This is a genomic window from Pseudomonas sp. NBRC 111130, from assembly GCF_001320485.1.
In the GTDB taxonomy this organism is placed as follows: domain Bacteria; phylum Pseudomonadota; class Gammaproteobacteria; order Pseudomonadales; family Pseudomonadaceae; genus Aquipseudomonas; species Aquipseudomonas vlassakiae.
In genome coordinates this window covers 1-22,818 of record NZ_BCBG01000033.1, presented here as the reverse complement: position 1 = coordinate 22,818, position 22,818 = coordinate 1, and the positions used below count along the sequence as shown (strand labels likewise).

Sequence of the window (22,818 nt, the reverse complement as noted above, 5' to 3'; positions counted from 1 at the left end):
CTCCTCAAGCCTGGACCAGCGGGCCGGGGTTCTTCAGGTACTGCTCGCGGATCGCCCGGGCCGACCAATAGGTCAGCGCCGCCACCAGGCCAGTGGGGTTGTAGCCCAGGCCCTGAGGGAATGCCGAAGCACCGGGGACGAACACGTTGTGCACGTCCCAGCTCTGCAGGTAGCGGTTCAGCGCGCTAGTCTTCGGGTCGTTGCCCATGATCGCGCCGCCGTTGAGGTGGGTGGTCTGGTAGCTGGCGGTGTTGAAGTGTTCCTTGACCTTCTTGCCAAGCACGGCGATCGACTTGGGGTTCATCGCCTGGGCGATCTTGCTCAGCTTGTCGACCATGAACTGGTTCATCCTGATGTCGTTTTCCTGCCAGTCGAAGGTCATGCGCAGCAGCGGCTGGCCGTAGGCGTCGCGGTAGGTGGGGTCGAGGTCGAGGTAGTTGCCGCGGTACGACTGGTGCGCACCGTGGGCGTCCATCGACACCTGGTGGGTGTAGTAGTCGGCCGTGGCCTTTTTCCAGGCGCTGCCCCAGGCCGGGGTGCCCGGTGGCGTGCCGCCTCCGGCTATCGGCCGGGTGCCGGCCTGGTTCACCCACATCGGCGAGCCGCCGACGAAACCATGCGGGCCATGGTCGAAGTTGTCGGCGTTGAAGTCGTCGATGGCCACGCCGTTGCCGCCGGCACCGATGAAGTTGTTGGTGTAGGTGTCCTTGTCGAAGAACGCCTTGACCGTGCCCATGTTCTGGTAGGCGAAGTTGCGCCCGACCACGCCTTCGTTCTTGATCGGGTCGTAAGGCTTGCCGATGCCGGACAGCAGCATCAGGCGCACGTTGTTGAACTGGAAGGCGGCGAGGATGACGATGTCCGCTGGCTGCTCCACTTCGCGGCCCTGGGCGTCGATGTAGGTCACGCCGGTGGCCTTGCGCTTGCTGTCGTCGAGGTTCACCCGCAGCACATGGGCGTTGGCGCGCAACTCGAAATTCGGCACCTGGCGCAGGGCCGGCAGGATGTTCACGTTCGGCGAAGCCTTGGAGTACATGTAGCAGACGTAGCCGCTGCAGAACCCGCAGAAGTTGCACGGCCCCATCTGCGCGCCGTACGGGTTGGTGTACGGCCCGGAGGTGTTGGCCGACGGCAGGTTGTAGGGCCTGTAGCCGAGGCTGGCGGCGGCCTGTTCGAACAGCTTGGCCGATACCACGTTCTTCTGCGCCGGCAGTGGGAACGGGCTGGAACGGTCAGGCGCGTAGGGGTTGCCGCCCTTCCCTTCGCCCACCAGCTTGCCATTGACGGTCCAGGCCTGGCCCGAGGTGCCGAACACCTTCTCGGCGAAATCGAAGTGCGGCTCGAGTTCTTCGTAGCTGACGCCGAAGTCCTGGATGGTCATGTCTTCGGGAATGAAGCGCTTGCCGTAGCGTTCCTCGTAATGGCTGCGCATGCGCAACTCCATCGGGTCGACCCGAAAGTGCACGCCTGACCAGTGCAGGCCCGCGCCACCGACGCCCTTGCCCGGCAGGAAGGCGCCAAGCTGGCGGTTGGGCAGCGCGACATCGTTGACGCTGTGGCGGATGGTCACCGTCTCTTTCGATACATCGACGAACAGCTTCTTGCGCACGCTGTAGGTCAGCTCGTCGATCACCTGGGGGTAGCTGCCATCCGGGTAGGTGTCCTGCATCGGCCCGCGCTCCAGCGCCACCACTTGCAGCCCGGCTTCAGTGAGTTCTTTGGCCATGATCGCGCCGGCCCAGCCGAAACCGACGATCACCACGTCTGCCTTCTTCATTGCATTGGCCATGCCTTACGCCCTCTCGCCACGAATCGAAACCGCCGGGAACGGGTACGGCTCGTTGCGCTCGACCCAGTCCATGAAATCTGCCCGGGCGCCGGGGAAGCCGATCTGCGTCCAGCCGACCATGCCCTTGTTGCCGCCGTGCATTGGGTCGCAGAAGAAGCCTTCCCGGGTGTTCTGCAGCAGCAGGCTGAAGAACACCTTGGCCGGCAACTGCTCGAAAACGATCTCCCCGGCTTCGATCTTGCCGAGTATCTTGTCTCGGGTAGCGCTATCTTGCTCGGCGAAGGTTTTACCGCTGGCGTTTTTGCACCAGGCCTCCACGGCAGCGATGCCCAGACGGTAGATCTGTTGCGGGCTGAGTTGCAGCTGGTAGCCGAGCTCCGGGGCGGCATCGGCCTTGAACGGGCCTTGCATGTACCACTGGGCGCCCGTGGCGTAAGGGGTGTTCATCTGGCGATCGATGAATTCCGCGGCGCCCGCTTCCAGGGCGCCGGGGCCGAGTTCGTCGGCGGGAATGATGCGTGACACGGCCGCTTGCACGAAGGCCCATTCTTCGGCGGTGAAGAAGGTTGGCTGATAGTTGCCCGCAGGAGGGGTAGCCGGGACCTTGTCGCGTATGAATTGATCGCGCACAGGCTCAGCCAGCAGCTGGCTGGCACCCAGGCCGGTACTGGCCACGGTGACCACCGGGATCAGGGTCAGGGTCTTGCGCAGGAAGTCCCGGCGCGGGTTGTCGGGAGCATGCTCAGGCATTTCGGGTCCTCATCAGCATAGGGGCGGCCTTGGGTTGCGCCATCTGGTGTCCCGGCCTGGGCCGGAAAAGCCGCGTAATCTAACGGGTTTGGAAATCTTTTGAAACCGGTTTCATGCCCTGCGACATCCTGAACCTTGACACTCATCCCTCCAGGGGACCCTGCAACACTTCAAAAATCGAAGGTGTACCCCACGATCACCCGGTTCTCGTCCGCCGCATCGGCAAAGTTCGAGCGCATGCTCGCATTGCGCCAGCGCAGCGACACGTTCCTGAACGAACCTGACTGAACCACATAGGTGATGTCCGTGGTCCGCTCCCACTCCTCGCCTTCACCGCCGCGTGCCGCGAGCGCCCTGCCCTTGGCCGTGGCGATACGCTGCGGGTCGACCTGGTCACCCTTCACGTAGCGCACGTTGAAGGTCAGCCCCGGCATACCCAAAGCGGCAAAGTTGTAGTCATAACGCAGCATCCACGCACGCTCGTTGGCCAGGGCGAAGGTGCTGACCTGCTGTTCACTGAACAGGTAGGTATCGGTGCCGCCCACATAGGCGTAGGCGGTATCGCCGCTGACCTTCTGGTAGCCACCACTGAAGGTATGGCCGTGCAGGCTGTAGCCGAAGTTGGTGCTCAAGGTACGGTTGTCCACCTCCCCCAGCAACGCCCTGCCCTGTTCCCTGGCGTTGAACCAGCGCCACTCGGTGAACGCCTCACCCGGCCCCGCGGCGAGGCGGTACCTGAAGCCAGCGAAATCACGGCGGAACAGGTCTTCGAGCTCGCTGGTGTGCAGGCTCACGGTCAGGTTCTTCAGCGGCTGGTAATCCGCCCCGGCGTAATACAAGCGGTCACTGCTCACCGTCGCTGAATAGGCGCCCTGTTGCGCCATCGCTGTCAGGTCCTCGAAATCGCTGGAGTCGCGCAGTTTGGTCGCATCGACCTGCAGCACGGTGAAACTGAAATCGTCCAGATCCTTGCTGACCAACTGCGCCCCGTTGAACCACTGCGGGAACAGGCGACTGTAGTTCGACGCCAGCAACGGCAATTGTGGGCTCAGCCCACCGACCTGCAACTCGGTCCGCGACAGCTTCGCCTTGAACGTGGCAACCGCCTTGCCATACTCATCCGCTGCGCGCTTGTCGCTGCCTCGCGGCAACAACCCGGTGCCGCTGCGGTCGGGCGAAGAATCGAGCTTGAGGCCCAGCATGCCGGCCGCATCCAGGCCAAAGCCGACAACCCCGTCGGTGTAGCCAGACTGCCACTTGAGCATGAAGCCCTGGGCCCACTCGCCGCGCCGCGACTGGCTGGCGGTATCGCCATGGAAATCACGGTCGAAGTAGAAGTTGCGCAGCTCCAGGCTGCCCTTGCCATCGTCGACAAAGCCTGCCTGTGCCGCCTGGCACGCGCAGCCAAGCGCCGCGAGCATCAGCGATGCCCGCCGGGGGAGGTAAATGTTCATGGTTACGCCTTGTTGTTGTTCTTGTTGGAAAGCGTTGCTGTTCAGGCCTTGGGGTTTCTGACGTAGCGCATCACCACCAGGCAGGCGATCAGGATCAGCGGGGCAATCGACAGCATGCCCATGTAGCTGCTGCCGGTCAGGTCGTTGATCTTGCCCACCATCACCGGCGCGACGATGCCGCTCAGCTGGCCGACCGAGTTGATCGCTGCGGTGCCGGTGGCAATGGCCAGGCCAGAGAAGGTCGACTGCGGAATGGTCCAGAAGATCGGAATGGCGATGAAGGTGCCCGCCGTGGCCAGTATCAGCGCCGCCATCATCGCCCAGGACGAATCGGCGTACAGGCAGGCCAACAGGTAACCCAGCGCCGAGGCCAGCAGACAATAAACAAGGTAGCGCTTGCGCTCGCCGGTGCGGTCGGAGCGCCGGGTCAACAGCACCATGCCGATGCAGGCCACCGCATAGGGGAGTGCCGACAGCATGCCGACCCACAGCATGTCCTGCACGCCGGACGACTTGATCAGGTGCGGCATCCAGAAGTTCAGCCCGTAGGAAGCGGTTTTCACCACGTAGTAGATGAACGCCATGATCGCCACTTCACGGGTCAGCAGCACCCGCCAGATCGAGCCCAGCACCGGCTTTTGCACGCGCCTGTCCTGGGCCAGGTTCGCCGCCAGCAGGTCTTTTTCCGGGCGGCTCAGCCATTTGGCCGACTCGATGTCGCGGTCCAGCTTCCACAGCACCAGCCCGCCCAGCAGCACGCACGGCAACCCCGACATCAGGAACAGCCAGTGCCAACCCGCCAGGCCCAGCACGCCGTCCATGGTCCCCAGCAGGAAACCCGCTGCCGGCCCACCCACCGCGCCGGCCAGGGGCACGGCGAGGAACCACAGGCCGTTCATCTTCGCCAGGTGCTTACGGGGGAACCAGCAGGCCAGGTAGAACAGGATCGCCGGGCCGAAACCGGCCTCCATCACCCCGATCAGGAAGCGCAGGAAATACAACGTGTACTGGGTGTAGGCGAACACCAGCGCTGCCGTGGCCAGGCCCCACGACACCATGATCCTGCAGATCCAGGCCGGCGCTCCGTAACGCTTGAGGCCCAGGCTGCTCGGCACTTCGAACAACACGTAGCCGATGAAGAACATGCTCGCAGCCAGGCCATAGGCCGCGTCGCTCAGGCCCAGTTCAGCCTGCATCTGGGTCTTGGCAAAGCTGATGTTGATGCGGTCGAAATAGGAAAACAGGAAGCAAATGATGGCCAGCGGCATGATGCGCCAGGCCACGCGGCGGTACAGCAGCAGTTCGTCAATGTGGCTGTCGGCGCGCTCGCGCGCCACTTCGCCAGTCAAGGCAACCATGGTGGATCTCCATTCTTGTAATTATTGGAGAGCGACGGCGCCCGGTGTGGGCGCCGCGTGCAACGAATCAACCAATGCGCACGAGCTTGTCCTTGAACGCCTGGCCCTTGCGCACGTATTCGGCGGCATTGGCGTGCATGCCGGCGATGGCCTCAGGGCTCAGTTCACGCACCACCTTGGCTGGCGCCCCTAGGATCAGCGAGTTGTCGGGGAACACCTTGCCTTCGGTGACGATGGCGCCGGCACCGACCAGGCAGTTGCGGCCGATCACCGCGCCATTGAGCACCACGGACTGGATCCCGACCAGCGTGCCATCGCCGATGCTGCAGCCATGCAGCATGGCCTGGTGGCCGATGGTGACATTGCGGCCCACGGTCAGGGCAAAGCCCGGGTCGGCATGCAGCACCGCCCCTTCCTGCACATTGCTGTGCTGGCCGATACGGATCGGCTCGTTGTCACCGCGCAGCACCGCCTGCGGCCACACGCTCGTGCCCTGTTCCAGGGTGACGTCGCCGATGACCGTAGCATTCTCGGCAACGAAGGTTTCCGGATGAATGTGCGGCGTCAGTGTGTCGTATCGATAGATCGCCATTCAGTGCACTCCTTGGGCCGGCTCGTCGGTTTTCAGCACGCCCGCCGCACTCAGCTCGGCGATGCGTTCATCGCTGTAGCCCAGCTCGCGCATGACCGTGTGCGTGTGTTCGCCAATCCGCGGGATCGGCCGGCGCGGCTGCAGGCGCTGGCCGTCCAGCGACAGTGGCAGCAAGGGCATCGGCGTGCTGCTGCCATCCTCCAGCAACAGGTCCGCCATGCCGCCGCTCTGGGTCAGGTGCGGGTCGTCGAACAGTTCTTCCGGGCGGCGGATCGGCGCGAACGGAATACTGTTCGCCTCCAGTTCCGCCGCCAATTGCCGGGCATCGAGGTTGGCGAAAACCTCGGCCAGGTGCGCCAGCAGCCGCGGCCGCTGCAACACCCGGTCATTGTTGGTCGCCAAAGTCGGGTCGTCGAGCAAGGCGGTCTGGCCCAGCAACTGGCACAGGGCCTGCCACTGGCCTTCACCCGTGGCAGCGACGAACATCTGCTCGCCGCCGGCGAAGGTGAACACGTCGTAGATCGCCCAGGCACTGATCCGGTTGGGCATCGGCGCCGCGGCCTGGCCGGTTACCACGTACTGCTGCATGTGCTGGGCCGCGAGCAACACGCAGTTTTCGTACAGTGCACTCTGCACTTCGCGGCCGACACCCGTGCTGTTGCGCTCATTGAGCGCGGCCAGCACGCCAATGGCGCCGAACATGCCGCCCATGATGTCGTTCACCGAACTGCCGGCGCGCAGGGGGCGGCCCACCGGCCCGGTCATGTAGGCCAGGCCCGCCATCATCTGCACCACTTCATCCAGGGCCAGGCGGTTGTCGTACGGGCCACTGAGGAAGCCCTTGTGCGAGGCATAGATCAGCCGGGGGTTACGCTGGCGGAGCGTGGCGTAATCGAAACCCAGCGTGTGCATGCGCCCGGGCTTGAAGTTTTCGATGAACACGTCGGCGCTGTCGATCAGCGCCAGCACCGCCTCTCGGCCCTGGGGCGTGTCGAGGTCGACGGCGATGCACTGCTTGTTGCGGTTGAAGGTACGGAAGAACCCCGCCCCCGCCCCGAGCAACCGGCGTGTGCCGTCACCACGGGTGGGCTCGACCTTGATCACTTCGGCACCCAGGTCGCCAAGGATCATGCCGCAGGTGGGGCCCATGACCATGTGCGAAATCTCGACGACACGAATGCCGTCCAAAGGGAGTCTGGACATTAGGCATTTCCTGGATAGTTGAGCGGCAGGCCGGCGCGGGCGATGGCGCCGTAGAGCGGTTCATCCGGCAGCGCCTCACGCAGCAGCTGGCGCGAGGCGATCAGCGCCGGCAGGTCGATGCCGGTGTCGAAGCCCATGCTCTGCAGCATGAACACCAGGTCCTCGGTCACCGTGTTGCCCGAGGCACCCGGTGCGAACGGGCAACCGCCAAGCCCGGCAAGCGATGCATCCAGCTCGCGGATGCCCTGCTGCACCGCCACCAGGCTGTTGGCCAAGGCCAGGCCACGGGTGTCGTGGAAGTGCGCGGCGCGCAGGCGTTCGCCGACAATGGCACGCACGGCCTGGATCACCGTCGCTACCTGGCCGGGGTTGGCATAGCCCGTAGTGTCGCCTAGCGAAACCAGATCGCAGCCGGCCTCGATCACCTGTCGGGTCAGCTCGCACAGGTCGGCCAAGGGCACCGCACCCTGGCGGGTACAGCCAAAGGCCACCGACATGCCGGCGATCATCTGCACCTCATGACGCCCCAGTTCGCTGCGCAGCTGGCACATGCGCCCCAGCTCCTCGACCATCTCCTGTGGCGTGCGGCGCACGTTGGCCAGGCTGTGGGCCATGCTGACCGATACCGGCGCGACAATCCGCTGGGCGCCGGACTCCAGCGCATCCTGCGCACCGCGCAGATTAGGCGCCAGCACCGTCACCAGCAGGTCGGGATAGGTCAGGGCGTGGGCCACCACTTGCCTGGCATCGGCCATCTGCGGCAGCAGCCGGGCCGGCACGAACGAGGCGACTTCCATATGGCGCACGCCAGCGGCATAGGCACCGTCGATCCAGCGCAGCTTGGCGGCAGTCGGCATCACCGCTTGCAGGCTTTGCAGCCCATCGCGCATGCCGACTTCGTTGATTGTTATTGTTGTCATCACGGTCTCTCTGTCTGAAGCGTGGGGCCAGACTAAGAGCAGCACGGCAGGCAGAAAAGACGTGTTTCACGGGCTGATCCATCGTCAGCCGCGATGGATCAGTCGCGTGACTGCCAGGCCGGCGCGCGCAGCAGCAAATGGTCGAGCAGGCGACGCGCAGACAGGCTCAAGGCATGCCGGTCGCGCATGCAGATGACAAACTCGCCCAGCGCCCAGTTATCGGTCAGCGGGATCACCCGCAGGTCGAACAGCTGCGCATAGCGCGCCACAGCCTCCTGCGGGAACACCGCCAGGCCCAGGCCGAACTGCACCAGGCGATAGGCCGCGTCGAACGACGACACGTAAGAGCGAAAGCGCAGTTCCTTGCCCGCTGCCTCGGCGCTGTTGCGCATGAAGGTATTGAGCGTGGCGAAGGCCGACAGGCCCAGGTGCTCGTAATCCAGCGTCTCTTCGAAGGCGATGCTGCCACGCCCGGCCAACGGGTGATCGGCGCCGACCACCACGGCCAGGTGATCCTGACGGTACGGCACGAACTCCAGGTCGCCGACGGCCATGGACTTGCGGCAGATGCCCAGGTCGGCACTGCCCTCTGCCACCCCGCGTACCACGTCGGGGCTGAAGCGCTCCTCGATATCGGCCTGGACCAGCGGGTTGTCGAACATGAACGCCGACAGTTCCTCGGGCAGGAACTCCATGATCGACGACACATTGGCCAGCACCCGCACATGCCCACGAGCGCCTTCGGCGTACTCGCTCAACTCGCTGTCCAGGCGCTCCATGGCCCGGGTCAGGCCACGCGCATGGCGCAACAGTGCAAGGCCCGCCGGGGTCGGCTCGACACCCCGCTTGCTGCGCTTGAGCAAGGCCGTGCCAAAGCGTGCCTCGATATCCGATATCCGCTTGCTGACCGCCGACGGCGCCATGAATGCCCGTTCGCTGGCGCGGGCGATGGTGCCGGCTTCGCAGACCACGATGAACAGGTGCAACGACAGGTGATCGAGAGGCTGCATGGCGGTACCTGATCGGGAAATGGCAGCCATCCTAGCACCTGCCAGGCCGCATAAGGCCGTATCATGGCCGCTCTACTTCAGAGGCCCGCCATGTTCGACTGGGAAGATCTGCGCCATTTCTCCGCCTTCATCAGCACCGGCTCGCTGTCCGCTGCGGCCAGGCAGCTGGGCGTCGACCACGCCACCGTGGCCCGGCGCATCGCCGCGCTGGAAGCCGCCTTGAACCTCAAGCTGGTCGACCGCCGCCCCAGGGCCTACGCGCTGACCGACGAAGGCCGCCGGGTCGGCGAATACGCCGAGCAGATGAGCCAGTCGTCGTTCGCCCTGGAGCACTTTGCCAATGCCGGCCAGCAGCAGGTCGAAGGCGAAGTGGTGCTGGCCGCCCCGCCCGGGCTGCTCGGCAGTATCATCGCCCGGCACCTGGGTGCGCTGTTGCAATGCTACCCGCAGTTGCGCCTGAAGCTGGTCGGCAGTAAGTCGCGGGCGTCGCTGGCCCGCCGTGAAGCCGATATCAGCATCACCCTGGCCAGGCCCACCGAGCCGACGCTGGTCGCCAGCCTGCTGGGTTATCTGGACTACCGCTTGTATGCCGCGCCCAGCTACCTGCGCAACACTGGCATACCACGCTACATCGGCTACGACGAATCCCAGGCCAAATCACCGCAGCAGCAGTGGTTGCTCAGCCAGACCGGCAACCAGCCCTTCGTGCTGCAGAGCAACGACCTGCGCATCCAGGCTCAGGCGGCTGCCGGCGGGGTCGGTATCGCGTGCTTGCCGGCGTTCATGGCGCAGGAACATGGCCTGGCAGTCGCCGGCAAGGATGAACAGACCATGAGCATCGAAATCTGGCTGGCCGTGCACGAGGATGTACGCAGCACGCCGCGCATCAAGGCCGTCACCGACTTCCTGCAGCACCAGGTCAAGCCGCTGCTGCGCTTGTGAATTTTTGCGGATGGCGCCTGCGCCGATTCGGGATTTCCGCAGCCTGCCATCACCGCTAAGCTTCCCTGCATCGCACAACCGATCACTGAGGAGCAGCGGATGCAATACGTCAAACTGGGCAACACTGGCCTGGACATCTCGAAACTGTGCCTGGGCTGCATGACTTTCGGTGAACCCGATGCCGGTACCCATCCCTGGACCCTGGGCGAAGCCGACAGCCGGCCGATCATCCGCCGCGCCGTCGAGCACGGCATCAACTTCTTCGACACCGCCAACAGCTACTCGGCCGGCACCTCGGAAATCATCCTCGGCAAGCTGCTCAAGGAATTCACCCGCCGCGACGAGACGGTGATCGCCACCAAGGTGTTCTTCCCCGCCAACATGTGGGAAGGCAGCACCCGCCCCAACGAACAGGGCCTGTCGCGCAAGGCGATCATGGCCAACATCGACGCCAGTCTGACCCGTCTGGGCACTGACTACGTCGACCTGTACCAGATCCACCGCTGGGACTACCACACGCCCATCGAAGAGACCATGGAAGCCCTGCACGACGTGGTCAAGGCCGGCAAGGCGCGTTATATCGGCGCGTCGTCGATGTATGCCTGGCAATTCGCCAAGGCCCAGCAGGTGGCGGCCAGCAACGGCTGGAGCCGCTTCGTGTCGATGCAGAACTACCTGAATCTGATCTACCGCGAGGAAGAGCGCGAAATGATCCCGCTGTGCCTCGACCAGGGTGTCGGCCTGATGCCATGGAGCCCGATGGCCCGCGGCCGGCTGACCCGCCCCCATGGCCAGCAGACCGAACGCACCCGCACCGACATTTCCGGGCAGTCGTTCTACGAGAAGACCGAAGTGGAAGACGGCCGGGTGATCGATGTGGTCGAGCAGATCGCTGGTGAGCGCGGCGTGCCGATGGCGCAGGTGGCGTTGGCCTGGGTGTTGGGCAAGCGTGGGGTGTCGGCGCCGATTGTCGGGGCCTCGAAAGTGGCGCAGCTGGATGATGCGATCGCAGCGCTGGCGTTCCAGCTGAGCAGTGATGAAATTGCCCGGCTGGAAGCACCCTATGTGCCGCATGCGGTGACGGGGTTCAAGTAAGCCTGCACCGGCCTCTTCGCGGGTGAACCCGCTCCCACAGGGACTGCACAGTATTCAAAGCCTGTGCAGTCCTTGTGATATTGCACTGGTTTCGAAGCCTGAGGTGATCCCTGTGGGAGCGGCTTTAGCCGCGAAGAGGCCATCAGCCCCCATGGATGAACGAGCTAATACCCCGTCATCTCCAGATACCCCCGCCCTTGAGCGCTGCCACTTACCCGCACCGGCCCTTCCCAGTAGGGAAATCGCGTGCCCATCCAGGCCTTGGCCGGCACCGCCTCGACCTGCACATCCAGGGCCATGGCGGGGACCTGCACCCGCCAGTGGGTCGGCACGCGCTTGCCGTTGTCCTGCTCGGTCCAGGCCAGCGGCGTCAGTTCGACCTCAGCCCCTTGCAGCGCCCTTACTTGCCCGTCAGGGCCAACCCAGGTGCCAGCCCGGTACGGCTGCCCCTGGTCTTCGCGCACCTGAAACAGCATCAGCTTGGCGCCACTGCCCAAGTGCAGCGAAAACCAGTCCCAGCCACTTTGCCCGGCCGCCAGCGGCTGGCTGCTCCACTCCCGGTCAAGCCAGGCCTGCCCGGTTACTGGAATGCGCTTCCCGTCCCGCACAACCTCGCCACTGACCTGATAGAACGGCTGGCTGTAGTAGTACGAAGCCTGGCCCTTGCCGGACTTCTCGCTGTAACCGCGGTCACCGTGCAGCACCAGCGGCTTGTCGCTGGCCAGGGTCAGGTCATAGCCAAATCCCTGGCCGCTGGCACGCATCTGCAAGCGACGGATATGGTCATCCCCTTGCAGCGACCAGTCGTTGATCCACGCCCGGAACGGCCCGGTTTCGACACCGGCCTGGCCAATGCCACCACGTGCCAGCGTTTCGCTGACCCGGTGGCCGCTCGGGTCGGTCAGCGCGGCGTGGCCCATCCACAGGTTGGGGCTGTTCCAGCCAGAGGTCTCGGCGCCGGGACGCAGGGCCGAGCGGAACAACGTCCATTGCACGCCCCAGTCACGGCCCTGGGCATCGCGCAGGTTGGCGGTGATGTACCACCACTCGATGCGATAGCCATCGTGGGCGCCGTGGTCGCGGGGGAATATCAGCGCGGTGTCCCGGGTAACCTGCTTGAACGCTGCCGCCTCGGCACCGAGCCCTGCATAACTCCTGGCCGGCGGCGCAGGGGCGTCACACCCGCCCAGCAGCAGGCAGGCCAGCAACAGCCAGCTTTCAACCCTCATCGGCGAACCGCCGCAACAGCTCGCCCGGCTGTCGCCGCGCCAGTTGCCACAAAGGCCAGGCGCTGGCCAGCAGGCTGCTCAGCACACCGAGCGCCGCCAGCTGCGCGAGCTGGCTGGCAAACACGTGCCAGGGCAGCCGCCAGCCGAAGGCCTGCACATTCACCACCGCCACCAGGCACCACGCCAGCAACAGCCCGAGTGGGATCGCCAGCAGTACGGTGAAACCACAGAGCATCAGCGCCTGGCCCAGGCTCAGCCAGGCCAGCCAGTGGCGCGGCACGCCCAGCGCCCACAGCGGTGCCAGCTGACCCAGGCGCTGCTGGCCCAGGGTCAGCTGGCTGATGAACAGGGCCACGCCAGCCACGCCGAGGGTAAGGCTGTTCAGCGCTGCGGTCACGGCGAAGGTACGGCTGAATATCTGCGTCGACCAGGTTTTCAGGCTGGCCTGTTCGACCAGTTGCGCTTCGTCAACGCCGAAGCGCTGCTGCACGCTATCCCTGACCTTCGCAACCTGCCCGGGCCGAATCAGCAGACTCAGGCCGCTCAGGCTCGCTGCCGCTGCGTGCTGGCGCAGCCAGTCGGCATTGACCAGCACATGCCCTTTCGGGTTGCCATAATCGGCGTAAATGCCCACCACCTGCATCCGCTGCGGCGGCTCGCCCGGCAGCTCGATTTCATCGCCGGTGCCTACCCCGAGGCGCCGCGCCAATTGTTCGCTGAGCATGGCGCCCTGCCCGCTGGCCACCTGCTGCCAAGCCGTCGGCGCCTGCTCGAGCAACGGCCAGTGTTGGCGATAGAACGGATGATCGATCACCCCTTGCACCTGCACCGGCCAATGCTGCAGGCGCCATTCGACTCGCCAGCTTGGCAGCACGGCATTGACGTCGGGGTCCTCTTGCAACTGCCGGTAAATCTGCAGCGCCTGAGTGCCATCGCGAGGCGTCACATACAAGTCTGCGGCCAGGCGCTGGTCGAGCCAGCCGACAAAGGTACGGCGGAAGCCTTCGGTCATGCCGCCCACGCCTATGCTCGCGGCCAGTGCCAGAAGCAGAGCCATCAGCGCCAGGCTCAGCGCCGGCAATTGCTGGCGGCTGTCGGCAACGAACCACTGCGCCAACGGCCGCCGGGCATGCCGCGCCAGGCCAGCGAGCAACAGCGCCAGCACGCCCGGCAACGACAGTGCGGCCGCCAGCAGCAGCGCGGCGAGCAGGCTGAAGGCACTGGGCAGGCTGTTGCCGTACAGGCCGCAGCCCAGGGCAATGACCGCCAGCACCGCGGCGGCCATGGCCTGGCGTTTCAACCAGGGCACCTGTGCCAAGCGCCAGGCCTGAGGTTGGGCCAACGCCAGCAACGGCAACCGTGCTGCACGCAGCAGGCTGTCGGTGCCGGCCAGCAGGGCACCGAGCAAGCTGACGCCAATGCCGATCAGCCACCAGTGCAGCGGCAAGTGCAGCTGCCCGGACACCTGGGCGCCATACAGGCCGCGCAGGCTGGAGGCAAAATCGGGCAGCAACAGCGCGGCCAGCAGGTAACCCGCCGCAACACCCGCCAGGCCACCGGCCACGGCGAACAATCCAAGCTCGACGGCCAGAGCCGCCAGCAACACCTTCAGGCTGACACCACACGCGCGCAACGTGCGCATCAGGCCCCGTCGTTGCTCCAGCGCCAGGCCGATGGCCGCATGGGCGATGAACAGCCCGACCACGAATGCCAGCAGGCCGAGGGCCGTCAGGTTCAGGTGAAAGCTCGCGGTCAGGCGCTGCAGGTCAGTGTCATCCTGCGCTGGCTGAACCTTCAAACGCTCGGCAAGCGTCGGCGGCAACGGCTGATCGGTGTCGCTGACCAGCCGTGTCACTTGCCCCGGCGCATCGAGCAAGGTCTGCGCCACGCCGATATCGACCAGCATCACGCCGGGCGCCACGTGTTGCATGAGGGACAGCGGCGGCAATGGTTGGCCATCGGCCGCGCGCTGCCGGCCGGCCAACATGCGCAAGGTATCCGCGCCGACCCAGGCTTGCCCGGGTGTGCCGATGAAGGCCTGCACGTCGAAGCTTGCCGGGTCGGCGCCGGCGACAGCCATGCCCGGCAGCAGGCTCAGGGGCTCGATGCCGATCAGCCTGACCGCAACGGCTGGCTCGCCGGCCAGGCGCAAGCGGCCCTCCAGCACCGGTGTCACCTGCCAGCCTTGCCTGCGCAGTTGCACGTAAAGCGCCTGGTCGAAACGCTGGCCATCGCGGGCCACGATCTGCAAATGCGCTGCCCCGCTCAGCACCGCGCTGGCCTGGGCATAGTCGCTGCGCGCCTGGGCGTTGAGGGCCTGCACGCCGGTCCACAACGCCGTCGCCAGCCACAGGCCGGTGAAAATGCTCAGGCACTGCAAACGGTGCCGCCACCAATGGCTGCCCAGCGCCTGCAGGGCAATCAGCAGGTTGTTCATGAGCCTTGCACCCGCCCCTGATGGAGCACGCAACGGTGCTGCAGGCAGGCGGCCAGGCGCGGGCTGTGGGTGACCATCAGCACACTGCTGCCAGCCTCGCCGACCAGTTGCAGGAGCAAGGCCAGCACTTCGTCGCTGCTGGCTTCGTCGAGGCTGCCGGTGGGTTCGTCGGCGAGTAACAGCGCCGGCCGGCTGGCCAGTGCCCGGCCGATGGCGACCCGTTGCTGCTGGCCGCCGGACAACTGCTCCGGGTAGCGATCCAGCAACGCCATCAAACCAAGGCGTTCGGCCAGATAGGCCAGCCATTGCGGGTCGTGGCGCCTGGCCAGGCGCGCCTGAAAGGCCAGGTTGGCCGCCACGTCGAGGCTGCTGATCAGGTTGTACTGCTGGAACACCAGGCCGATGCCCTCGCGCCGCCAACAAGCCAGGGCGGCTTCGCCGTGACCGTGCAGGGGCTTGCCATCGATGAGGATGCGCCCGCTGTCGGCACGGTCGAGGCCGGCAACCAGGTGCAGCAAGGTGCTTTTGCCGCTGCCGGACTCGCCCATCAGCGCCAGGCTGCTGCCGCGTGCGAGGTTGAGATCGACGCCGCGCAGGACCTGGAGCGGGCCTTGGGCGGTGAGGAATGACTTGTGCAGTTGCTCGATCACCAGCATCGGGCGATGGCCTTTTGGTGAGGTCAGACCTAAGGCATAGCTGCTTCCAGCGCTTGTTGGCAAATGCTTTTGTTGACTTTGAGGGCCCTTTCGCGGGCACGCCCGCTCCCACAGGATTACCTTGATCTTCAGAACTGCGCTGTACCTGTGGGAGCGGGCGTGCCCGCGAAAGGGCCAGTACAGGCGACCTAGTTCAGCAACGCATGCTGCACTTCCCCCACAGTCGCCGCCAGGCTGTTCAGGTGCAGGCTCAACACCTGTTCCACCGGTGCCTGGTCCAACGGCCAGTGCAAGGCAATGCTCCCGGCCAGCTGCCCCTGCACCCGCACCGGCAAGGCAATCGCCCGGATCAGGAACGGCAAGCGCACCGGATACTCCCAATACCCCTCGGTGCGCTGCCCGAACCCCTTGTGCGCATCCCCTTCCAGGCCACGCATCAGCTCTTCGCCGCCAACCCGCTCATGCCGGGCCAGGCGCTGCACCTCATCGACCGCCAGCTCCTTCAGGCACGCCCGGCCCATCGCCGAATGGAACAGGCTGGCATGCTGGCCAACGATCTGGCAGTTGTTCGGATAACGCTTGCGCAACACTTGTGGAATGGCGCTTTCCATCACCTCCAGCCGCTCGCCGTCGAAGCACGACAGGTCGACCACCAGCCCGGTGCGCTCGCTCAGCTCCAGCAGCATCGGCGCAGCGGTTTCCACCAGCTGGCGCTTGAAGCGCTGCTGGCGGTCGCCGAACAGCCGGCGGGCACACAGGCGGTAACGCCGGTCGCTGAGCCCGCGGTAAACCCAGCCCTGCTCCTGCAAGGTGGCGAGCATGCGCGAGGCCGTGGCCTTGGGCAGGCCGGTGAGGTAATGCAGCTCTTCAAGGCCCAGGGCCTGATGCTCGCCAAGCAGTTCGACGATGGCCAGCGCGCGCTCCACCGAGCGCACGCCGCCGCTGTCTGTCGCTGTGCCCATGGATCCGACCTCCCTGTCTGTGCGTGGATGGTCATGATGCCCAGCAAGATACGGGCCGGGCCAGCCCCTTAGCGGGCCAAGAGGCTGGGCGGCGGGCGTCGCTCCACCCAGCGGGTCAGCTGTTCATGGGCGTAGGCCAGCTGCAGCACGGCATGGTCGGCCTGGGCCGGGCCTATGATCTGCAAGCCCATGGGTAGCCCGGCAGCATTGAAGCCGACCGGCACGCTCATGCTAGGCAGGCCGGCCAGGGTTGGCCCGATCACCACTTCCATCCAGCGGTGATAAGTGTCCATGGTCCGCCCCCCGACCTCCTTCGGCCAGGCCTCGGCTGCGTCGAAAGGGAACACCTGGGCCGAAGGCAGCAGCAGGAAATCGTAACGCTCGAACAGTTTGTGCAGGGCCTGGTACCACGCGCTGCGGTCCAGCGACGCCTGATAGACAGCGGCGGCGCTAAGCTGCAGGCCCCCCTCCACTTCCCATTGCGCCTCGGGTTTGAGCAGCGCCCGCTTGCCTGGGTCGGCATAGGCCGCTGCCAGGTTGCCGTGCACCAGGAAGTGGCGGTGAGTCAGCCAGCATTGCCACAACCGGGCCTGATCGAACGCCGGCTGGCAGGCCTCGACTTCACAGCCGAGCTCGGCGAAATCGGCCAAAGCTGCTTCGCACAGGCCCAGCACACCGTCTTCCATTGGCAGATAGCCGTCGTAGTCGCCCAGCCAGCCGATACGTGCGCCTTTGAAATCTCGCTGCAGCCCGGCCGCGAAATCCCGCCTACCGTCGTTGAGCGACAAGGGCACCCGCGCATCATGCCCGGCCTGCACTGTCAGCAAACGGGCGACATCGGTGACGCTGCGCCCCATCGGCCCCTCGGTGGCCAGTTGCTGTATGAACAGCTCCGGCGTCGGCCCGTACGGCACGCGCCCCAGCGACGGGCGCAAACCGAACACGTTGTTGAACGCAGCCGGGTTGCGCAGAGACCCCATCATGTCGCTACCATCGGCCACCGGCAGCAGGCGCATGGCCAATGCCGCCGCCGCACCGCCACTGCTGCCACCCGCCACGCGGCTGTGGTCATAGGCATTGGTGGTGGTGCCGAACAGCGTGTTGTAGCTCTGCGAGCCCAGGCCGAATTCCGGCACGTTGCTCTTGCCGACGATGATCGCCCCACTGGCCCGCACCCGCGCCACGCTGATGGCGTCGTGTGCCGGCACCTGCCCGGCGAACAGCGGCGAGCCCAGGGTGGTGCGCAGCCCGGCGGTGGCGGCCAGGTCCTTGATCGCCTGCGGCATGCCATGCATCCAGCCGCGGGACTGGCCACGCGCCAGTTCGCGGTCGCAGGCATCGGCCTCGGCCAGCAGGTCTTCACCAGCGCGCAGCGATACCAGCGCATTGACCTGCGGGTTGCAGCGCTCGATATGGCCCAGATAAGCCTGCATCACCTCGCGGCACGCCACCTGGCGGTCATGGATGGCCCGGGACAAGGCCTCGGCGTCGAGGGCGACGATCGGGTCGATGGCTAACGCGTTCACGGTTTCACTCCCAGGTTGTAGGCGACGGCCTTGCCGGCGCGCGGTGCTTCTTTCAGGCAATAGGTACCCAGCAGGGTCAGCAGGCAGGCGAACAGCACGTAGAACGACGGCGCCACCGGGGTACCGAGCACCTTGCTCAGCCAGGTGACGATCAGCGGAGCGAAGCCGCCGAACACCATTACCGCCACGTTGTAGGCCACCGACACACCCGTTGAGCGTACCGCGACCGGGAACTGCTCGGCCAAAGCAGTCGGCGCCGGGCCGAAGAAACCGCCGATGGCCGTGCACAACAGCAGCTGCATCACCAGCAGGCGCTCGATCGAAGGCGCTGCGGCCACCCATACGTACAGCGGGTAGACCATGACGAAGAACGCCAGGGTAAAGGCCATCAGCACCGGCCGTCGGCCGAGCCGGTCCGACAGTGCGCCGGCCAGCGGAATCACCACGGTCATCAGGCCGACGGCCAGCATCTGCACCAGCAGCACCTGGTCCAGCGGCAGGCCAAGGTTCTTGTGGGCGAAGGTCGGCATGTTCACCAGCACCACGTAGAACGACACTGTCGCGCCACTGGCCAGGCCCATCGACACCAGCAGGCTGCGGCGCTGCTCGCGCAGCACCTGCCACAGGCTCGGCGCCTGGCCCCTGGCCTGTTTGCGCGCTTCCAGGAACTCCTCAGGTTCTGCCATGTGCTTGCGGATCCACAGCCCCACCGGGCCGATCAGCAAGCCGAGCACGAACGGGACCCGCCAGCCCCAGCTGTCCAGCGCCTCGGGCGTGCACAGATGGGTGACCAGCGCCACCATCGCCGCGCCGGAGAACACCGCCAGGCACTGCCCCACCAATTGCCACGAGCCATACAGGCCCTTGCGGTCGGCCGGCGCGCTTTCTACCAGAAACGCCGTGGCGCTTGCGTATTCGCCACCGGTGGCAAAGCCCTGCAGCATGCGCGCTACCACGATCAGCAACGGCGCACCCATGCCTATGGCCAGGTAGTTCGGTGCGAACGCGATCATGGCAATGGACACCGTCATCAGGCGGATGATCATCTGCATCGCCGCCTTGCGCCCCTTGCGGTCGGCATACACGCCCAGCAACACCCCACCCACAGGGCGCATGAAAAAGCCCACGCCAAAGGTGGCCAAGGCCATCAACAGGGAGCTGTATTCATCGTCCGAGGGGAAGAACTGGCGGGCGATGATGCTCGCCAGAAAGCCGTACACGATAAAGTCATACCACTCCAGCGCATTACCGATGACCGCCGCCACCACTTGCCGGGTACGCGACGCGCCTGTATTGGAAATCTGCATGCGGAACACTCCATTCAGGTTCAAGTGATCGCCCAGGCGCAGCCGCGCCCGGGTTCCAGCGGCAGTCGTCAATACAGCGAAGTCAGGCCGGCTTGAGCCAGCTCTCGGCCAGCGCGCCCCAGTAGGCGGCGCCGGTCAGCAGGATGTCGTCGTTGAAGTCATAGGCCGGGTTGTGCACCATCGGCCGCTGCACACCATTGCCGATGAACAGGTAGGCGCCGGGGCAGCGTTGCAGCATCCAGGCAAAGTCCTCGCTGCCCATCAGCTTGCGGGTGTTGCCATCGACCTTGTCGGCGCCCAGCAGCGCTTCGCCGACCTGCCGGGCAAAGGCGTTTTCCGCGGCATGGTTGACCAGCACCGGGTACGCCGGCCGGTGTTCGATGCTGGCCTTGCAGCCAAAGCTTTCGGCCTGGCTGACGATGATCGCCCGCACCCGCTCCAGGGTCTGCGCCCGCACCTGGGCATCCAGCGCCCGCAGGCTCAGGCGCAGCAGCGCCTGCTGCGGAATCACGTTGGCCGCCTCGCCCGCCTGCAGCGCACCGACCGTGACCACCGCCGCCTCCTGGGCATCGATATTGCGCGCCACCACCGTCTGCAACGCCATCACCACACTGGCCGCCGCCACCAGCGGGTCGACCGTCAGGTGCGGCATCGAACCATGCCCGCCGACGCCCTCGAGGGTGACCGTCAGCAGGTCCTGCGAGGCCATCATCGGCCCTTCACGAAAGCCCAGGTGCCCAGCCGGCAGCCCCGGCATGTTGTGCATGCCGAACAGTGCGTCACAAGGGAAGCGCTCCAGCAGCCCATCGGCGAGCATCGCCTCGGCCCCGCCCTGGCCTTCCTCGGCCGGCTGGAAGATCAACGTCAGCGTGCCATCGAACTGCCGTGTAGCAGCAAGGTAACGCGCCGCACCCAGCAGCATGGTGGTGTGGCCATCGTGGCCGCAGGCGTGCATGCAGCCTTGGTGGCGGCTGCTGTAGGCGGCACCGGTGGCCTCGTGGATCGGCAGCGCGTCCATGTCGGCACGCAGGCCCAGCTTGCGCGGGCTGCTGCCGTTGCGCAGTACACCGACCACACCGGTCTTGCCGATGCCGGTGTGCACCTCGTAGCCCCACTGCTGCAACAGCGTGGCGACCAGGGCCGAGGTGCGGCTTTCTTCGAAGCCGAGTTCGGGGTGGGCGTGGATATCGTGGCGGATGGCGTGCAGGTCGCTGGCTACGTCGTTGAGCCAGGCCAGGATGTGCTGGTGTTGCTGCATGGGGAATCTCCTCGCGCGGGTGGGGCCCGTTCTTGTTGTTCGCTTCGAGATCACGACGGGAAAGGCAGGTCGTGCTTGGCGACAGATAAGCGCGAGTGGCGAGGGAGTACAAACGAATGTGGTTCCGCGTGGTGGAACCACCTTAGGCTCTGTCTGAAAATAGCCGTCGCATACACCGCAAGACACAAGCTAGCGAGACCATCGCGGCATAACTTTTTGCGAGCTTGTCGAAGCGCGTGTCGACTCGGCGCTTCTCTTTCAGCCAGCCAAACATGCGTTCGAAGATGTTGCGCTGTCGGTATTTGGGCCGGTCGAACAGTCTGGTAGCGCTTCGGCGTCGTAGCCCTTGTCGGCGAGCAGCCATTTGCAGCGCTTGCGCGGGTGGCCACGTTGGCTCGAGGGAATGCTGACCTCGTCCAACAGTGGTTGTGCGTAGCTGATGTTACCGGCTTGACCGCCAGAGAGAAGGAAGCGCAACGGTATCCCGTTGGCGTCGCAGAGCATGTGGATTTTGGTTATCAGGCCGCCACGGCTGCGGCCTAGAGCGTGATCGGCAGGCTCGTCAGGCTCCCGCTTTTCCGCGCTCCAGAAGCACGGTTGCTCTAACAGCGGTCGAATCGATCATCCAGGTGCGGGGATCGATCAAGCCTTTGTCATTGAGCCTGAGGTGCAATCGTCTGAGCATTTGATCGAACGTTCCGCGATTTCGCCAGACTCGGAAGCGGTGATAGACCGTCGCCCAAGACCCGAAACGCTTTGGCATATCTCGCCAGGCTGCTCCTGAGCAGAGCACCCAGAGCACACCATCGAGCATCAAGCGATCACTGCTGCCGGGCCTGCCCCTAACGTGGGCTGCCGTGAAGAGATCGGCGACTACTGCCCACGCTTGATCCGAGAGTTCGTAACGCTTTGCCATCACAGAATTCCTTTCCGTAGATGTTCGGCGACTGTACAGAACCCAAACGGTTCCAGGGCCACATATGAGTCTCTTGGGATTTCAGACAGAGCCTAGTTATAGCTCATCAAAGTCTGACCATGGATCATATCTATAATTCTCATCTACCGCAACGAATGAAATTCCTTTCAATTCCTTCGCAGCCGATTTAAATCTATCACTGCAAAAAATCTGTAGTGTTTCCTGACAACGAAATATATCACTTTTTATACCTGGCAAAACCACAAACGAGTCTATCTTTTCAATAGTAACCTCGCCGGGATATAGTGGACTAGCAATAACACTTCCGGTTTCCAAGTCCTTCGCAGCCTCATAGCGAGATGACGTCTTGTCTAAAACAGGCAAGCTTTCACCCGGCAAGAAAATAAAATACTCATCTTTTCTGACCTTGTTGCCAAATGATATCTCGAGCGGAATAGCCCTATAGCGCGCACCTAATAAATCACAAACCCCCAAAAACTTTCGTGAAACATACGTCACGCTAACCTGATAAAAATCAAAATCCAGGATATCGATATTAATATTCGAATCCGAAAGAGCAAGATGATATGAATTCCTTACCTCCAACCGCTCAGGATGACATTCATACGGGGACCACTCAAATCTATCGTGATTAAAAGAACCCGTCAAATTATCTGGGCACCCCGCACCCGCACAGTTATAGTGCATTGCGTAAAACATATTTACCTCAAGACTCATAACAATCACCCCGTGATTGCATCCACAATAAATTTATTCGCCTCAAGTCTCTCTAGCGAAATTTTGAACTTCCCAATGCCCAAGGCTCGTTGCGTATAAGAATATCTCCCACCTCGAAGTATGAATTTAGCTTAGACACTTTCGCTTCAATTACAGCTGCATACTTGCCGTGATTTGACCAATGCCCAGGCAAATTAATTCGCTGCGTTAGTGTTTTACCGATCTCAGCCTGTTTAGCCACCCGTCGCCCCAGGCTGTCGTACCGATACTGCCCGGTACTCTCCAGCTTGCCGTTAACCAGGCTCTCAGCCCGAACCAGCCGGTTCTCGCAGTCACAGGTAAAGGTCTGCAGCTTGCTGTGCCCCGAGCGCTTCTCGATCAGGTTGCCCCAAGGATCGTAGCGGAACTCTTCACTGCCCAGCAGCGAGCCGGTATCGCGACGCGCAACTGGCCGTTGGCTTCGTACTCGTACTTGATCTCTCCACGCAGCTTGTCGAGGGTCCGCACCAACTCTCCGGCCGGGTCGTACTGGTAGCGGCGGTGAATCGGGTTGTAAGCGTGGTCCACCAGCAGCGAGGTATTGATGCCGGTGTTGTGAATCTGCGAGAGCTTGTCCGCGGGCAAGGTCGAGGCAAACTGCCAGGCCTTGCGCCCCATCGCGTCATAGCCAAAGCAA

Annotated in this window: 18 protein-coding genes and 2 pseudogenes; 2 read left to right on the top strand and 18 right to left on the bottom strand. The window is 64.4% G+C overall.

Annotation, left to right across the window (positions count from 1 at the left end; translation table 11 throughout):
- Positions 1-4 precede the first annotated feature (4 nt).
- The 8 genes from APH33_RS15900 to APH33_RS15865 form a co-directional block, all read right to left on the bottom strand.
- Positions 5-1,789, bottom strand: a complete 1,785-nt coding sequence (locus APH33_RS15900) for a GMC family oxidoreductase (protein WP_054886063.1) — start codon at positions 1,787-1,789, stop codon at positions 5-7.
- Between the two features lie 3 nt (positions 1,790-1,792).
- Positions 1,793-2,539 carry a gluconate 2-dehydrogenase subunit 3 family protein gene (locus tag APH33_RS15895; protein ID WP_054886062.1) on the bottom strand — a complete coding sequence of 249 codons (747 nt, stop codon included), beginning with the start codon at positions 2,537-2,539 and terminating at the stop codon, positions 1,793-1,795.
- Positions 2,540-2,709: 170 nt separating this feature from the next.
- Positions 2,710-3,993, bottom strand: a complete 1,284-nt coding sequence (locus APH33_RS15890; RefSeq protein WP_054886061.1) for an OprD family porin — start codon at positions 3,991-3,993, stop codon at positions 2,710-2,712.
- A 41-nt stretch (positions 3,994-4,034) separates the two neighbouring features.
- Positions 4,035-5,351, bottom strand: a complete 1,317-nt coding sequence (locus APH33_RS15885; protein WP_054886060.1) for an MFS transporter — start codon at positions 5,349-5,351, stop codon at positions 4,035-4,037.
- 67 nt (positions 5,352-5,418) lie between these two features.
- A complete protein-coding gene (locus APH33_RS15880; RefSeq protein ID WP_054886059.1) occupies positions 5,419-5,943 on the bottom strand; it encodes a gamma carbonic anhydrase family protein in 525 nt (174 codons plus the stop codon).
- Positions 5,944-7,146 (bottom strand): CaiB/BaiF CoA-transferase family protein, encoded by a 1,203-nt coding sequence (locus APH33_RS15875; RefSeq protein ID WP_054886058.1) that lies wholly within the window; start codon positions 7,144-7,146, stop codon positions 5,944-5,946.
- Complete coding sequence (locus APH33_RS15870) at positions 7,146-8,066, bottom strand: hydroxymethylglutaryl-CoA lyase (RefSeq protein WP_054886057.1); 921 nt, start codon at positions 8,064-8,066, stop codon at positions 7,146-7,148. Before APH33_RS15870 ends, APH33_RS15875 begins: the two co-directional genes overlap by 1 nt.
- 98 nt (positions 8,067-8,164) lie before the next feature.
- A complete protein-coding gene (locus tag APH33_RS15865; protein WP_054886056.1) occupies positions 8,165-9,076 on the bottom strand; it encodes a LysR family transcriptional regulator in 912 nt (303 codons plus the stop codon).
- A 90-nt stretch (positions 9,077-9,166) separates the two neighbouring features.
- Between APH33_RS15865 and APH33_RS15860 the strand changes: the two genes are divergently transcribed.
- Entirely contained in the window at positions 9,167-10,018 is an 852-nt protein-coding gene (locus tag APH33_RS15860) for a LysR family transcriptional regulator (RefSeq protein WP_054886055.1), read from the top strand.
- A 99-nt stretch (positions 10,019-10,117) separates the two neighbouring features.
- Positions 10,118-11,113, top strand: a complete 996-nt coding sequence (locus APH33_RS15855; protein ID WP_054886054.1) for an aldo/keto reductase — start codon at positions 10,118-10,120, stop codon at positions 11,111-11,113.
- 164 nt (positions 11,114-11,277) lie between these two features.
- Here the strand turns inward: APH33_RS15855 and APH33_RS15850 are convergent, their stop codons facing one another.
- The 10 genes and pseudogenes from APH33_RS15850 to APH33_RS27430 all read right to left on the bottom strand — a co-directional run.
- Entirely contained in the window at positions 11,278-12,342 is a 1,065-nt protein-coding gene (locus tag APH33_RS15850) for a lipocalin-like domain-containing protein (protein ID WP_054886053.1), read from the bottom strand.
- On the bottom strand, positions 12,332-14,779 hold the full coding sequence (locus tag APH33_RS15845) for an ABC transporter permease (RefSeq protein ID WP_054886052.1): 2,448 nt from the start codon (positions 14,777-14,779) through the stop codon (positions 12,332-12,334). Before APH33_RS15845 ends, APH33_RS15850 begins: the two co-directional genes overlap by 11 nt.
- Positions 14,776-15,435 (bottom strand): ABC transporter ATP-binding protein, encoded by a 660-nt coding sequence (locus tag APH33_RS15840; protein WP_054886051.1) that lies wholly within the window; start codon positions 15,433-15,435, stop codon positions 14,776-14,778. Before APH33_RS15840 ends, APH33_RS15845 begins: the two co-directional genes overlap by 4 nt.
- A 188-nt stretch (positions 15,436-15,623) precedes the next feature.
- A complete protein-coding gene (locus tag APH33_RS15835) occupies positions 15,624-16,397 on the bottom strand; it encodes an IclR family transcriptional regulator (RefSeq protein ID WP_054886050.1) in 774 nt (257 codons plus the stop codon).
- Positions 16,398-16,465: 68 nt separating this feature from the next.
- On the bottom strand, positions 16,466-17,923 hold the full coding sequence (locus tag APH33_RS15830) for an amidase (protein ID WP_054886049.1): 1,458 nt from the start codon (positions 17,921-17,923) through the stop codon (positions 16,466-16,468).
- Positions 17,920-19,230: a citrate-proton symporter gene (locus APH33_RS15825; RefSeq protein WP_054886048.1), complete on the bottom strand. Its 1,311-nt coding sequence runs from the start codon at positions 19,228-19,230 to the stop codon at positions 17,920-17,922. Before APH33_RS15825 ends, APH33_RS15830 begins: the two co-directional genes overlap by 4 nt.
- 82 nt (positions 19,231-19,312) lie before the next feature.
- Positions 19,313-20,488: a M20 aminoacylase family protein gene (locus tag APH33_RS15820; RefSeq protein WP_054886047.1), complete on the bottom strand. Its 1,176-nt coding sequence runs from the start codon at positions 20,486-20,488 to the stop codon at positions 19,313-19,315.
- Positions 20,489-20,630: 142 nt separating this feature from the next.
- A pseudogene (locus tag APH33_RS26700) lies at positions 20,631-21,404 on the bottom strand (IS5 family transposase).
- A 96-nt stretch (positions 21,405-21,500) separates the two neighbouring features.
- Positions 21,501-22,142 carry a hypothetical protein gene (locus tag APH33_RS26695; RefSeq protein ID WP_256218662.1) on the bottom strand — a complete coding sequence of 214 codons (642 nt, stop codon included), beginning with the start codon at positions 22,140-22,142 and terminating at the stop codon, positions 21,501-21,503.
- A 199-nt stretch (positions 22,143-22,341) separates the two neighbouring features.
- Positions 22,342-22,818 (bottom strand): annotated as a pseudogene (locus APH33_RS27430) (RHS repeat domain-containing protein); the annotation flags it as partial.